This window comes from Rhizobium sp. 16-488-2b (genome assembly GCF_017741815.1).
In the GTDB taxonomy this organism is placed as follows: Bacteria; Pseudomonadota; Alphaproteobacteria; order Rhizobiales; family Rhizobiaceae; genus Rhizobium.
In genome coordinates this window covers 64645-77249 of record NZ_JAGHMF010000020.1, presented here as the reverse complement: position 1 = coordinate 77249, position 12605 = coordinate 64645, and the positions used below count along the sequence as shown (strand labels likewise).

General features: G+C 60.9%; 14 protein-coding genes and 1 tRNA gene. 4 read left to right on the top strand and 11 right to left on the bottom strand.

Annotated elements, in window-relative coordinates; all coding sequences use genetic code 11:
- Positions 1-60: 60 nt before the first annotated feature.
- The 4 genes from J5286_RS17890 to J5286_RS17875 all read left to right on the top strand — a co-directional run bounded on the left by J5286_RS17890 (position 61) and on the right by J5286_RS17875 (position 4540).
- The gene (locus tag J5286_RS17890; protein WP_209191547.1) at positions 61-483 is read left to right on the top strand and encodes a MerR family transcriptional regulator; all 423 of its coding nucleotides are present in this window, start codon (positions 61-63) and stop codon (positions 481-483) included.
- 194 nt (positions 484-677) lie between these two features.
- The gene (locus tag J5286_RS17885) at positions 678-2762 is read left to right on the top strand and encodes a putative bifunctional diguanylate cyclase/phosphodiesterase (RefSeq protein WP_209215366.1); all 2085 of its coding nucleotides are present in this window, start codon (positions 678-680) and stop codon (positions 2760-2762) included.
- Positions 2763-3151: 389 nt separating this feature from the next.
- The gene (mnmA, locus tag J5286_RS17880; protein WP_047509300.1) at positions 3152-4351 is read left to right on the top strand and encodes a tRNA 2-thiouridine(34) synthase MnmA; all 1200 of its coding nucleotides are present in this window, start codon (positions 3152-3154) and stop codon (positions 4349-4351) included.
- A 112-nt stretch (positions 4352-4463) separates the two neighbouring features.
- Positions 4464-4540, top strand: a tRNA-Met gene (locus J5286_RS17875).
- Here the strand turns inward: J5286_RS17875 and J5286_RS17870 are convergent.
- The 11 genes from J5286_RS17870 to J5286_RS17820 all read right to left on the bottom strand — a co-directional run bounded on the left by J5286_RS17870 (position 4497) and on the right by J5286_RS17820 (position 12605).
- A complete protein-coding gene (locus J5286_RS17870; RefSeq protein WP_209191655.1) occupies positions 4497-6095 on the bottom strand; it encodes a recombinase family protein in 1599 nt (532 codons plus the stop codon). The genes J5286_RS17875 and J5286_RS17870 overlap by 44 nt on opposite strands.
- A 309-nt stretch (positions 6096-6404) precedes the next feature.
- Positions 6405-6983 carry a Rieske 2Fe-2S domain-containing protein gene (locus J5286_RS17865; RefSeq protein WP_209191545.1) on the bottom strand — a complete coding sequence of 193 codons (579 nt, stop codon included), beginning with the start codon at positions 6981-6983 and terminating at the stop codon, positions 6405-6407.
- Complete coding sequence (locus J5286_RS17860) at positions 6980-7360, bottom strand: hypothetical protein (protein ID WP_209191544.1); 381 nt, start codon at positions 7358-7360, stop codon at positions 6980-6982. The genes J5286_RS17865 and J5286_RS17860 overlap by 4 nt, the downstream gene beginning before the upstream one ends.
- Complete coding sequence (locus J5286_RS17855) at positions 7357-7758, bottom strand: hypothetical protein (RefSeq protein ID WP_209191543.1); 402 nt, start codon at positions 7756-7758, stop codon at positions 7357-7359. Before J5286_RS17855 ends, J5286_RS17860 begins: the two co-directional genes overlap by 4 nt.
- Positions 7751-8599: a hypothetical protein gene (locus tag J5286_RS17850; RefSeq protein WP_209191542.1), complete on the bottom strand. Its 849-nt coding sequence runs from the start codon at positions 8597-8599 to the stop codon at positions 7751-7753. Before J5286_RS17850 ends, J5286_RS17855 begins: the two co-directional genes overlap by 8 nt.
- Entirely contained in the window at positions 8596-9222 is a 627-nt protein-coding gene (locus tag J5286_RS17845; protein ID WP_209191541.1) for a hypothetical protein, read from the bottom strand. Before J5286_RS17845 ends, J5286_RS17850 begins: the two co-directional genes overlap by 4 nt.
- On the bottom strand, positions 9219-9614 hold the full coding sequence (locus J5286_RS17840) for a hypothetical protein (RefSeq protein WP_209191540.1): 396 nt from the start codon (positions 9612-9614) through the stop codon (positions 9219-9221). The genes J5286_RS17845 and J5286_RS17840 overlap by 4 nt, the downstream gene beginning before the upstream one ends.
- A complete protein-coding gene (locus J5286_RS17835; protein ID WP_209191539.1) occupies positions 9611-10306 on the bottom strand; it encodes a hypothetical protein in 696 nt (231 codons plus the stop codon). The genes J5286_RS17840 and J5286_RS17835 overlap by 4 nt, the downstream gene beginning before the upstream one ends.
- Entirely contained in the window at positions 10296-11135 is an 840-nt protein-coding gene (locus tag J5286_RS17830; protein WP_209191538.1) for a hypothetical protein, read from the bottom strand. The genes J5286_RS17835 and J5286_RS17830 overlap by 11 nt, the downstream gene beginning before the upstream one ends.
- Entirely contained in the window at positions 11132-12052 is a 921-nt protein-coding gene (locus J5286_RS17825) for a phage Gp37/Gp68 family protein (protein WP_209191537.1), read from the bottom strand. The genes J5286_RS17830 and J5286_RS17825 overlap by 4 nt, the downstream gene beginning before the upstream one ends.
- Positions 12045-12605 carry a hypothetical protein gene (locus J5286_RS17820; RefSeq protein WP_209191536.1) on the bottom strand — a complete coding sequence of 187 codons (561 nt, stop codon included), beginning with the start codon at positions 12603-12605 and terminating at the stop codon, positions 12045-12047. Before J5286_RS17820 ends, J5286_RS17825 begins: the two co-directional genes overlap by 8 nt.

The following is a 12605-nucleotide window of genomic DNA, read 5'->3' as shown; positions in this document are numbered from 1 at the left end:
TTGTCATTGACAAGCATCCTTCCTACATCCTCTAGCGACTAGAGGTGCAAGGGGGAAATGATGAAAAAAATCACCATCGGCGAGGCATCGCGCCAAAGCGGCGTGAAGGTGCCGACCATCCGCTATTACGAGGGCATTGGGCTATTGAGCGCGCCAAGTCGCAGCGAGGGCAACCAGCGCTCCTACGAGCCCGCCGACATCAGCCGCCTCGTGTTCATCCGCCATGCCCGCGAACTTGGCTTCGAGGTCGATGCGATCCGCACGCTTCTCATGCTGCAGGACGATCCAAACCAGTCCTGTGCCTCGGCCGATGCGATCGCCAAGGCGCGGCTTATCGACGTCGAGCAGCGCATCCGCAGCCTGATGGCGCTGAAGGTGGAGCTGGAGGCAATGGTTGCCGGATGCGGTCACGGGCGGGTCGATCAGTGCCGGGTGATCGAGGTTCTGGCCGATCACGGGCAGTGCGCGCACAGCCACCACTGATCTGGTCGATCTTTGTGCAGACCTTTCCAGTGTGTGAAGAAAAGCCGCGAAACATCATAACAAGTGGTTAGCGCTGCACATGGCGAAGGCGGTTCGCCTAAAGTTTGTGCGAACTATGATTCTGATTTTATTTAGTTTTTTTCACTATAGTTGTCGGAATCAGCCATCAGATTCATGTGATTGTGACATTGCCGATGACAGGTATTCAGAGAGCATTCGTTTCGACCGATACTCCCAATGATGATTTCCAGTCTCTCTTCGCAACCCATCCGTCGCCGATGTGGGTCTACGACCCCGGCACCCTACGCTTCCTGATCGTCAACAATGCCGCCGTCGATCTCTATGGCTATTCGCGTGAAGCCTATGCCGGCATGACCGTGCTCGACATCCGCCCTGTTCATGAGCGTCAGCGGATGATCACTGCCGTGCACGCGCGCTCCGACATGGAACGTGCCGAGCGCTGGACGCATCTGAAGGCCGACGGCACCATGCTCGAGGTGCTGACCTATGGGCGCGGCGTGCGCTTCAACGGCCGCGACGCGATCCTTGCCATCGTGCAGGACCAGACCGAGGTGAATGCCGCGCACCGCGAGGTCAGCGACACGCGCTCGCTCCTGGACAGCATCGTCGACAACCTGCCGGTCGGCGTGTTCGTCAAGGACATGGAGGCGGATGGTCTTTATATTCTCTTCAACGAAGCCTGTGGCGACATCATCGGCCGCCATTCTCTCGACGTGGTGGGCCGCAGCGATCGCACCTTCTTCGACGACGAACAGACCGAAGCGTTTCGCGAGCAGGATGCCCGTGCTTTCGCAGCGTCGGGGGCGATCAGCTTCGAAGAGACGATGCAACGCGCCGACGGCCAGCAGCGGATTTTGAGAACCGTCAAGCGCGCCCTGCCGTCGCCCGATGGCAGCGCCCCGCGCTACCTGCTCGGCATCTCGCAGGATGTGACAGAGGAGCGGTCAGTCGAGGCGCGGCTTGCCTATATGGCCATGCACGACGCCCTTACCGGCCTGCCGAACCGCGCCTTCTTCGCCGAGCATATCAAGCGCGTTTCCTCGCTTGCCACCACCGACAAGCCGATGGCGCTGCTTTATCTCGATGTCGATCACTTCAAGCATATCAATGACAGCAAGGGCCACGCGGCCGGCGACGCGCTGCTCTGTCAGGTGGCCGCGCGGCTGACCGGTCTTGCCGACCACGGCGATCTGGTGGCGCGTCTTGGCGGCGACGAGTTCGCGCTGGTTGTCGGCTTCCGGGAGGCCGGCTGTATCGAGCGGTTCGCCGAGCGACTGCTTGCGTCGCTGTCCTCGCCCTTCGATCTCGACGGCGTCAACGAGCATGTCACCTGCAGCATCGGCATCGCGCTGGCGCCCGATCATGCCGAAGACGACGACGTGCTGATGCGCCATGCCGATCTGGCGCTCTACGCCGCCAAGGAAAGCGGCCGCTCGACCTATCGCTTCTACGAGCCCTCGATGCGGCTCGAGGCCGAGCGCCGGCACATGCTGACGGTGGAGCTGCGCGAGGCGCTGCAGAAGAACCAGTTCGAGCTCTATTACCAGCCGATCGTGCAGCTGGAAAATGATGGTCTCGGCGGCTTCGAGGCGCTGATCCGCTGGAACCATCCGGAGCGCGGACTGGTGCCGCCGATGGAGTTCATTCCCGTTGCGGAGGAGACCGGGCTGATCGTCGCGATCGGCGAGTGGGTGCTGCGCGAGGCTTGCCGGACGGCAGCGCGCTGGCCGTCTGAGCTCAAGGTGGCCGTCAATCTCTCGGTCAGCCAGTTTCGCCACACCAGCCTGCTTGCGAGTGTCGTCTCGGCGCTCGACGAGAGCGGGTTGCGGCCGGAGCGGCTGGAGATCGAGATCACGGAATCGGTCTTCCTCGCCGATGTCGGCCAGAGCCTGCCGCTCCTGAAGGCGCTGAAAGAACTCGGCATCCGCATCGCCATCGACGATTTCGGCACCGGCTATTCCTCCTTCAGCTATCTGCGCGCCTTTGCCTTCGACAAGATCAAGCTCGACCGCAGCTTCATCGCCGGCATCGACACCGACCCCGGCAATCTGGCGATTGTGCGCGCCGTTGTCGGCATCGGCTCCGGCTTCAACGCGACGACGCTCGCCGAGGGGATCGAGACCGACGCGCAGCTGCTGCGGTTGCGCCAGGAGGGGTTTCATGAGGTTCAGGGGTATCTGCTGGGCAAGCCGATGCCGCTTGCGGAAGCCGAGCGGTTGATTGCGGGCGGGGGGGGGGTGGCTTCGACGGCGGCTTGATGGGGGTTGTGGAGCTGCTGAGAGGGTGTGCCGTGAGATACCCCCCTCTGTCCTGCCGGACATCTCCCCCACAAGGGGGGAGATTGGCTGGGGGCAGCCGCTCGCTCCATCTTTACTGGTTGGCGCAAACCTAACCACGAGTCGATCTCCCCACCTGTGGGGGAGATGCCCGGCAGGGCAGAGGGGGGTATCTCACGGCACAACGCCTACGGCATCAACACCGCAGCCACCCCACCCAAAACCACCGCCCCTTGCACGCGCCCCCAATCCTTTCTATATCCACCGCCAGACAAGAGCCGGCGGTCGATCCCGTTGGTCGCGATGCAAATCCGCCAAAATTCTGTAGGATAGGGCGGATAAAGATACCCTTTTGAATTGGCAGCACCCCTGTGAACACACTGGATTTTGACAAGAGGCCGGAAGATACGCGCGTTGTCGTGGCCATGTCTGGCGGCGTCGACAGCTCGGTCGTGGCCGGCATTTTGAAGCGGCAGGGCTATGATGTGCTCGGCATCACGCTGCAGCTCTACGATCATGGCGCGGCTGTGCATCGCGCCGGCTCGTGCTGCGCCGGCCAGGATATCGACGATGCGCGCCGGGTCTGCGAGACGCTCGGCATTCCGCACTATGTGCTGGATTACGAAAAGCGCTTCCGCGACACCGTCATCAATCCGTTCATGGAAAGCTACGTCGCCGGCGAGACGCCGATCCCGTGCGTGTCGTGCAACCAGACGGTCAAGTTCGCCGATCTCTTGGAGACCGCGCGCGAGCTCGGCGCCGATGCGCTGGCGACCGGTCACTATATCCGTTCCGGCGCCAATCCGGCGCCGGGCAATCCCGGCCGTCGCGCGCTTTACCGCCCGGCTGACGCCGATCGCGACCAGAGCTACTTCCTGTTCGCCACGACGCAGGAGCAGATCGACTATCTGCGCTTCCCGCTCGGTGGGCTGCCGAAGGCGGAGACCCGCAAGCTCGCCGAAGAGATGGGCCTCGTCGTCGCCAAGAAGGCCGACAGCCAGGACATCTGTTTCGTGCCGCAGGGCAAGTACACCGATATCATCAACAAGCTGAAGCCGAATGCGGCGCTGGCGGGCGAGATCGTGCATCTCGACGGCCGGGTCCTCGGCCAGCATGAGGGCATCCTGCACTACACGATTGGCCAGCGGCGCGGTATCGGCGTTGCCACCGGCGAGCCGCTCTACGTTGTCTATCTCGACGCCCGCTCGCGCCGCGTCATCGTCGGCCCGAAGGAAGCGCTGGAGACGCACCGCGTCTATCTGCGCGACGTGAACTGGCTTGGAGACGAGGAGCTTGCGCAGGCGGCTGCGGGCGAGGGCTTTGCCTGCTTCGCCAAGGTGCGCTCGACGCGCATGCCGACGCCGGCCGTGCTGCATGCCGATCACACCGGCATTTACGTGGATCTAGCGGTGGGCGAGGCGGGTGTCGCGCCGGGGCAGGCCTGCGCGCTTTATTCGGCGCCGGGCGACAATGCGCGCGTCTATGGCGGTGGTTTCATCGAGCGCTCGGAGCGCGAGCCGGCGGCGGAAGCGTCGCTGAAGGCGCTTCTTGAAGGTGCGGTGGCGGCGTGACAAAAGCCCGGTGATTTTCTCGATCATGTGCTTGACATGACCGTGAAGGCCGCCTTATAAGCCGCTCATTCAACGAGCCGGGCGCATCGCAAACGGCATCGTTAGGTGGTTTGGCTGGGTAGCTCAGTTGGTGAGAGCGCAGGATTCATAACCCTGAGGTCGGCGGTTCAATTCCGCCCCCCGCTACCAACTTTATAACCGACACATCGGAATTGATAAGACTGGATAGATAGCCCTTCAGCCTGATGTTGTACGGCTGGCCGGACTCTGATGGCTCGATGATCACGGCGGCAACTAGCTGCCTGAATGGCGCAATAAGCTCCGGTGACGCTTCTCCGCCCTTTTCCATGACGATCTGCGCCAGACTTTCGATATTCTCTCGAAAGCGGCGGACTGCCTTTGGCTGCAGCTCGATGACGTTTGTCGGTTGCTCTGTCGTGTCGAGGATCACCTTCTGGCTATCCCGCTTCGCCCGCAGTGGAATCAGAAGCGCGGCGCCTTCCTCGTCGTCAATCAGCCCCTTGGAGATCATGCGAATGACTTCGGTGATCTCGGCCTTGGCCTCTTCATAGCGCTTGGACGCATTTGCCCGATCGCGGATTGCGGAGCTGCGGATGCGCTTCTGCTCTTCCTGGTAGGCTGACACGTATGCGTCGATGATGCTGGTGTCCGCGAACTGCGCCTGCAGGCGGCTTAAAACCAATGCCTCGATCCGCTCCAGATAGTACCGGCGATTATTCTTGCACACGCCGCTTTCACGGTGATTGCTGCACTGGATGCGCTTCCCGCTGCGATCGGAGCCGACCATCGTCACGCCGCCACCGCACGCCCCGCACCGGAGTAAACCGGACAGGATGCGCTTGGAGCGCGGGGTCTTGGTCCCCAACTGCGTCGTTTCGCTTTTGCGCGCCTGGACAGCCGAAAACAGATCGTCAGGGACGATTTGCAGGTGCGTTGCCTCGATCTTCTCGTGCTCCGACTGCTCGTTCACGCGGGAGATCCGTTTGCCTGTCGAAGGGTCTTTCACCATCCGGACACGGTTCCAGACCACAGTCCCGGCATAGATCGGGTTTCGGAGAATGCCGCAGCCGCGCTGGCCATTGCCGTTGATAGTCGAGGCATTCCATTGCCGCCCTCGGGGCGCAACGATACCTTCCTCGTTGAGAACGCGCGCGATCGACCTGGGCGAGACGCCGGCGGCATACATCTGGAAAATGCGCCGAATCGTATCGGCCTCGGCTTCGACGATCTCAAGTTCGCCAGGCTTTCCGGCGATCGGCTTGTAGCCGTATGCCTTGCCTCCAGCGTTGCGCCCTGACCGGATCACTCCGACCATGCCGCGCTTGACCTTCTTGGCGCTTTCCTCACGCTGCATCTGGCCGACGACGCCATACATGCCGATCTGCATTGTATCCATCTCGCCGCCGTTTACGCAGTTCATCACGATGTCGCGGAACTTCAGCGTCTTGTGGACATGGGCGAGATCGGCAATGTCGCGAGAGATACGATCGGGCGATTCCGCGATGACAGCGCTGAACTCTCCTCGCTCGGCCGCTTGCATGAGGTTGGCCAGACCTGGGCGCCCGAACATAGATGCTCCGGATTTGGCCCGGTCAAAGTAGCGCTCGACGACTTCAAATCCGTTGCGATCGGCATGGCTTTCGCAAAGCCGTATCTGGTCTTCAACGGACCTGTCGTTCTGCAGATCGGTGGAGTATCGCGCGTAGATTACGGCACGCTTCATTGTTTTTTTGCCTGCATTTCTTCGTGGGAGTTCTCATTTGCAGGCGGAGGTGGCGCTGCGTCAAGTCTGGCCTGTCGTCTTGCAAGTGCCTTAACAAACTCGATTATGGGGCTTTCTGTCTCCGTCGGCCTCATCGGCGATCCTCCGTCTTGCCGACGGAATGGCCCCGGCTGGCCTCGTTGACCAAGTCCCGCGCCACAATTGCAGGCCATGCTACGTAGACGGCGAACCGCTGTGGCAGCGGCAAGCCAGCGTATGGGTCGGCCAGACTGAGGCCGCATCCAATCATGAAGTAAATGAGGTAACGCATCATGGATCGCTCCTGAGTGGGAGTACAATCCCAGTTGCAGCGTCGATCCTCAGTAGATGTAGGGGGCAGGTAATCACTCCATCGACTGCGCCGTGATTTGCGAGGGAAACGGAGCGGTGAGGGCAGACCCACCCGCGTGCGTCACGCTTGGCTTGGCGCCCCTGCCATTCGTCGACATGGCATTTCCACTGCGGGCTTCTGCCGGCCTTGATGGCGTCGGAGACCTGCTCGATCAGCAGCGGAATAACCGGATTAGAGGGGCGCTTACAGAGCATCTTTCTCCAGACCGGCGCTGGAAGGCCTTCGGAATTGACCTGGTCATTGATCTGCATCGGCGATCCCCACGCGGAGCGCCAATGCGATATTTCGGCGTCCCAGCTCCCGCGCGGAGTAGCCATGAACCGGGCGTCGAGGTGATAGTGATCGTTGGCGAATTCGAGGCAGTGGCGATCGTTATGCTTAGGGCCGATTACTGGCCATGCCTGAAGCTTGCCATACCAGGTGCCGATAACGGTCGGCACTAAATAGTACCTGCCTACCGTCACCGGACTATCGAGTTGGTCGATGCGTTGGATCATTGGTGGCCGCTCTCCGTGTTCGACGATAACCGATCGAGGCGATCGATCTCGGCGATGATCAGCGCGGCCGCCTTTACCAGATCGCGCCGACGATCGGACGGCTTCCACCACTTGCGAGACCATGGCCAGATCTCCATCCACGCGGACCAACCGGGTAGTTTCCTACCACCAACTACGAGGCATCCGGACAGGTCTGTGCCGGCGCGCGCGTTGTCGCTCACCGACGCAAACATTGCATAGCAAGCGCCGGCCAGCGCGAGGCTTCTATCGCCGTGAATGTCATCGTGATCTGGTGTCCAGCCTTCAGCTTCCATTTGACGACGCCGCTCGGCGAAGACGTCTTGTATTGCAAACATGATCTCTTCTCGGGCGATCATGGCTGATCCTCCCTCTCTGCGGGCGGTGGGTAGGCGTAGACCGGAACATAGGCCTGCCAGTCCCTGTGCTTGTAGATGCATGCCGATCCCGTTTTCAGAAACTCGACGCCACTGCCTCGAAGATAGCCGATAGGCTTCGTCTGGCCTTGTTCCTCATCCTTGCGCGGATGGCGCCGGCGTCTGTCACCATAGATGTCAAGCCACTCGTAGCCGTGCTCTGGATGCCAGCCTGCCTCTCCGATGTCGGTTATCACGATGCAGATGCAGCCCGGGTACAGGCTGTAGAGTTCCCGCAAGAACTCCTCGACGGGCTTCGTCTCGTAAAACGGTCCCTTCTTATCCGGCACCATGCCGTGGCGCTGGAGGATGATCCACGTGGGATATGAACGCTCACCCATTCGCCACCTCCATAGAGCTGATGGCGGCTGCGAAGTTGCGCAGGATAAGCGTTAGCTCCTCAGATGTGATCAGCAGGTGCTCTGGGTAGTCATCAGGCGACGTGCGATCGTCCCACTCGTTGACCGACTGCACGACGCTGGCAATCTCGGCCTCTACGTCGGCAAGGGTTTCTGTGGCCTGCGCCGGCCAGTCGCCCTCATCGAACGCCATCAGATCCGGCTTGTTAGTGCCGTTCAGTAGCCAACTGTAGAGAGCGACGTGGTAGGCGGCTTTGTACTCCTCTCGGAACACATGAGGCGTGACTTCGCGTTTGCCGACCTTGATGGAAACGAAGTAGTCGGCCCGGCCGTCGCCGAGCCGCATCGTCTTGACGGATACGACCGGCTCGCTGCCCACCGAAAGCTCAGCGGGCGCGGGGTGCCGGTAAACCGGATGAACCTCAGTGTCCTGATGCATCTTCGCTTCTTCTTCGGCGCTGGCCTTGGCGAAGAAAGTCGCAAACAGAACGCCCCTGTCAAAGCACCCGTATCCGACAGGCTCGCTCCCAACCAAACTATGAGTGGGCGCTGGTGGGGCGCAAATAACCCAATCAGGAACGAACACGCGCCTTGCTCCAAAACCTTCGGTCAGGAAGCCAGCTTCCGGCCATTCGGAAATGGCGTCCGTTCCTTCAGTGTAGCGGGTGCGAACGAGGCCGTTCTCTACCGAAACCACCTGATAAAGTTCGAGGTCGGCGCGGCTGGTGGTATAGAAATCTCCCGCCTTCGGAGCCCAGGGGCCGGCCTGGTAAAACCTATAAGAAAGGGCGTCTAGCTTCTGCTGGTAGGTTAGTTTGGTCATAGCTCTGCCCTCGCTTCGGCTAGGCATTTCTGCCAGATTTCGGTTGGTATGAGGTCGGGATCGAAGCTGCTCGACATCTGCTTTCGCACAGACGCCTCGTCGCAGTCGTGGTTTAAGAGCCATTCTGTGATGCGCTCCTCTGCCACTTTCCGATCGTATTCGTCGCTATCGAGTAGATCGGCTACGGTTAGGCATTCTTCGCAGACGGCCTCTCCGTTGATGGCTCTCGCGCCGTCAGGAGCAAAACATTCGTGGCTGCATCGATCGCAGCAAGCGCCCAGACCAGCTTCCACCCAATCGTAGGGCTTGATCTCATCAACCTGCAATCCGTCCATGCTGTCTGCGCGTTGCAGGCAGAGGCCGTTTTGGGCGAGAATATCATCGGTTATTTCGCCCTCAGGAATGCCTTCCCACGAGTTAAGAAGCTCCCGCATGGCTTGCTCGCGCGTCTCCGCATCGAATGGTTGCCAGTCGAATTCGCCCTCGTGACCACCAACCCAAATTGTTGTTGCAGGCTTTGCTGCAGCGCCGAGTGTGGCACCGGCTGGGTTGGCCGGTGGTAGAAGCGGGCTGACTGCGACGGCGGCGGCACTCGTAAGGAATGTTCGGCGGGAAAGGATCATGCTGCACCCGCCTCGAGCATCGCAGATCGTTCAAAAGACTTTGCCTTTGCGGTATCGGCGAGCCATTCGTGAAAGCCGGATATAATCGGCGCGACATTGCTGTCGTCCGCCCACCCGCCGAAGCCGATGAAGCCTTCTTGGCCAAAAGTGATAGCCTCGCGCTTCTCGAAATAGTAGGCGCTGCATGTCAGAGCGGCCCAGCCCCTCGGCCAGTCGACGACGCGGATCGCGCGGTCGATCCTATAGCCCTTCATCGTCTCTGCGCTCTTCAAGTGCTTCCCGAGAACGCTGCGAAGGGCTTCTAGATCTCGACGAGACAGGTCGGCGTAAGTCAAGCCACTATCGAGAAAGGCTTTGCGGGCATCGTTTCTAGGTTTGATCGAATAGCTCATGCGGCCCCTCCGGTCGCCGAGGTACTTGATGCGCGATCAAGTCGCTCGATCTCAGCGATGATTAGCGCGGCTGCTTTGATGAGGTCGCGGCGCCGGTCGGTCGGCTTCCACCAATTGCGAGACCATGGCCAGTTGCCGGGGTTGCCGAGCAGGTAGCACATCGCTGCGCGCGGCAATTCGTCATTGCGGTATTGATCGTCATGCTGAGATATCCAGCCCTCAGCGTCCACCTGGCGCTGGCGCTCATTCAGCGCGTCAGCGAGCGCCCGACCCATATCTCCCCGCTCTGCGGGTGCTGCTGGAGCATCAACAACGATATAGTCGTCGCCTGGCTCATTCTCACCCATGAGAACCGTGCCGTGGTTTGGGTTGACGCAATCGCAATACTTTGTGGAGCCGCTGCAGCAATAGGCATAAGCCACGCTAACGCGCTTCGTCTCCCCAGCCGCATTATGCGTTGGCGCCGGCAATGGCCGCTTCAGCCGGTATTCGATCGTATCGGACCAGTCTTCGACGCTGGCGACGGACTGACCGTAACCATCGCGGTGCGCCTCGACTTCCTCCCGCGTTTCGCCAACTCCCCTGACGAAAATGAACTCGTGATCGGCAAGATCCGGCTTTCTGCCGTTGGTCCTTGCCCACGTCGCCTGATCAACGGGTGCGGGGGTATCGCCATCGGAACTATGCTGCATCGTTGGCCTCCGAATTCTGCTCTGCCGGGGGTTTCAGGAAGTTCCAAGGGATCGTCGGGGCCGTCTTGCCGTCGATCTTGAGCGGCATGTAGGTCGCTACGATGTCCGGCCGGTCGGTGATGGTGACCAAGACCGGTCCCGGCTGTTCGTCGGTTCCGGTCGGGCGATGAAAGATTGCCGGCGGTGCTTCAGGTGGGCTCTCGGCTATGGCGAGGTCAAAGACCCGTTCGAGAAGCGAGATGATGCCGGGATTGGCAGCGAAACTGCGGATGGGAGCGCCTGAAGCCTCTGTGCCTGCCTTGATCAGCGGGCGCCGCCACTCAACCTTCACACCCTCGGTGGCCGTGTAGTCGATCCCGACATGATGGTGTCCGACGCTTGCCGTTCGATCGAAAAGGACCGGGTAAAAGTCCCCGGCCTCTTCAGCGAAGCACGGCGCTCGCATCTTTGGCTGGATAAACATGCCGGCGTTTGTCACCCATATGGTGCCGGGTTGCATCCATTCTGGGACGTCGACGGCGAAGTGTTCACCGCAGTATGTCATTTCGACGGGATAGCGGGGCTCGGCGGCGCGAAATGCCTCATGCGGCATTCGGAACGTCATGGCGCTGTTGCACCAGGCATCCTGTGCGTGAAATACCGCCATGGCATGGCTGCTTGCCGCGCCAATGAAAGCTCCACCCTCCGGCGCGGGCTCCATGAAAAGGCTTCCGTCCCAGAAGCGCAGATCGTTTTCGGCGTACTCGGCAATTGGCTCCAATGCCCACGCCAGCTTCGCGGGAAAGTTGCCCATGAGGTTCTTTTGCTTGCCTGGTGCTGTCTTGCTCATGATGTCCTCAGTTCTGGAAATTCGTCATGGGTCACGCCGTCGAGCATCCTTCCGGACTGCTTCTTTCCGACCTTGTAAATTGCGGTCAGACTGGCGCGAGCGCGCTCATTGATCTCGCCTCGACGAACGCCGTCGGGATACGAGATCTCGTGCGATGCATAGAGATTGCCATCGTGGTCGATGGCGAATTGCTGGTGCGTTCCGACCCGCGTTTCGAGCGGAGACCACTCGCCGTTCTGTTTGTGATGATAGGCTGCGCCGTGGGTCGCGGCCTGATCGCGCAAGCTACGGAACCAATCAGGGTGCGACGGTCGCGCCCGGTGCTTGCCCTGATCCGTTTCGCCTCCGGTTATGATCCAGTCCGGCATTAGAACCTGCGGGATGGTGATCATTCCCAGCAGCGGCTCGAAGGAGCCGAAGGTGAACAGCGGGTTGGTCTCGATCTTGGCGACCTGCAGCGCCGGCAGGTTCTGGTCGGCCCGCTTCTGATCCTCGACGGTGGTGCCGAGCGCGACGTTCGCCGGCAGGCCGCCGACGGCGTCGGAGAGCTTGACGATATTCTGTGGTCGCTTCGTCAGCAGCAGGTAGACCAGGTTCGGTGTCCGGCGCATCACATCGAACGCATCGGCGCGCCAATGGGGATCGACCTGGTTGTCGAATATGTCGGCGAGGCTGGCGCAGAAGACGAACGGGCGATCGCCGTCTTTTTCGGCGCGCTTCTGCCAGCGGAGCGGTTCCCGCCATGTGCTGGTGCCGGTACGAACCCGATCGCCGTGTGGCCCCCACTGGACGCGATTGTATCGCTTGTCCATCAGCGCCTCGGCGTAGCAGCCGTCGCAGGCGGGCGAGATCTTGGTGCAACCCATCCAAGGGTTCCACGTGTGTGTCGTCCACGATATCGCTGAATTCTCAGCCATTGGGGTGTCCTTTCCAGACGTCGAACTCGGCACGCAGATCCAGCCAGCGGTTGCGGGCGCCCGCGTCGGTGTTCAGTTCGCTGCGCTTGTCGACGCGAAGGATGCGGCGAATGGCGACGGCGACGCGATCGTCGTCGCTGATGTCGGAGACGCCCTTCTTTTCGGCGAGGAAGCGGCGGAAAAGCTGGTCGCCACATCGCATCGCGCATTCGGCGGCGTAGTTCTTGTCGCGCTTCTGGCCGTTGGTGGGGGATCGCTCCGATCCCTGAGGATCTTGCTGAGACTGCAGTCGCTTGATCTCCGCGAAGGAGGCGCCAAGCAGAGTCAGCAGCGCACGCAAAAAGAGAGGCGCCTTGAACAGAAGCTGCCGATCATCGAACCCGCAGTTTCGGTTGATGATGGCGATCGGCACGACTTCGCCGGTCACGGTATCGCGAACGACGATCTCGGCGCGCATGTTCTCCACGTCGTAGCTTTCCGCCCATTCTTCGCTCACGAGGCTGGCAACATGCTTGGCCTCGGGAAGCAGGGATTTGGCGAGGTCGAGGTTCAT

Coding starts and splice junctions, on each gene's coding strand:
- J5286_RS17890 (WP_209191547.1), top strand. CDS start 61: ATGAAAAAAATCACCATCGGCGAGGCATCGCGCCAAAGCGGCGTGAAG.
- J5286_RS17885 (WP_209215366.1), top strand. CDS start 678: ATGACAGGTATTCAGAGAGCATTCGTTTCGACCGATACTCCCAATGAT.
- J5286_RS17870 (WP_209191655.1), bottom strand. CDS start 6,095: ATGAAGCGTGCCGTAATCTACGCGCGATACTCCACCGATCTGCAGAAC.
- J5286_RS17865 (WP_209191545.1), bottom strand. CDS start 6,983: ATGATCCAACGCATCGACCAACTCGATAGTCCGGTGACGGTAGGCAGG.
- J5286_RS17860 (WP_209191544.1), bottom strand. CDS start 7,360: ATGATCGCCCGAGAAGAGATCATGTTTGCAATACAAGACGTCTTCGCC.
- J5286_RS17855 (WP_209191543.1), bottom strand. CDS start 7,758: ATGGGTGAGCGTTCATATCCCACGTGGATCATCCTCCAGCGCCACGGC.
- J5286_RS17850 (WP_209191542.1), bottom strand. CDS start 8,599: ATGACCAAACTAACCTACCAGCAGAAGCTAGACGCCCTTTCTTATAGG.
- J5286_RS17845 (WP_209191541.1), bottom strand. CDS start 9,222: ATGATCCTTTCCCGCCGAACATTCCTTACGAGTGCCGCCGCCGTCGCA.
- J5286_RS17840 (WP_209191540.1), bottom strand. CDS start 9,614: ATGAGCTATTCGATCAAACCTAGAAACGATGCCCGCAAAGCCTTTCTC.
- J5286_RS17835 (WP_209191539.1), bottom strand. CDS start 10,306: ATGCAGCATAGTTCCGATGGCGATACCCCCGCACCCGTTGATCAGGCG.
- J5286_RS17830 (WP_209191538.1), bottom strand. CDS start 11,135: ATGAGCAAGACAGCACCAGGCAAGCAAAAGAACCTCATGGGCAACTTT.
- J5286_RS17825 (WP_209191537.1), bottom strand. CDS start 12,052: ATGGCTGAGAATTCAGCGATATCGTGGACGACACACACGTGGAACCCT.
- J5286_RS17820 (WP_209191536.1), bottom strand. CDS start 12,605: ATGAACCTCGACCTCGCCAAATCCCTGCTTCCCGAGGCCAAGCATGTT.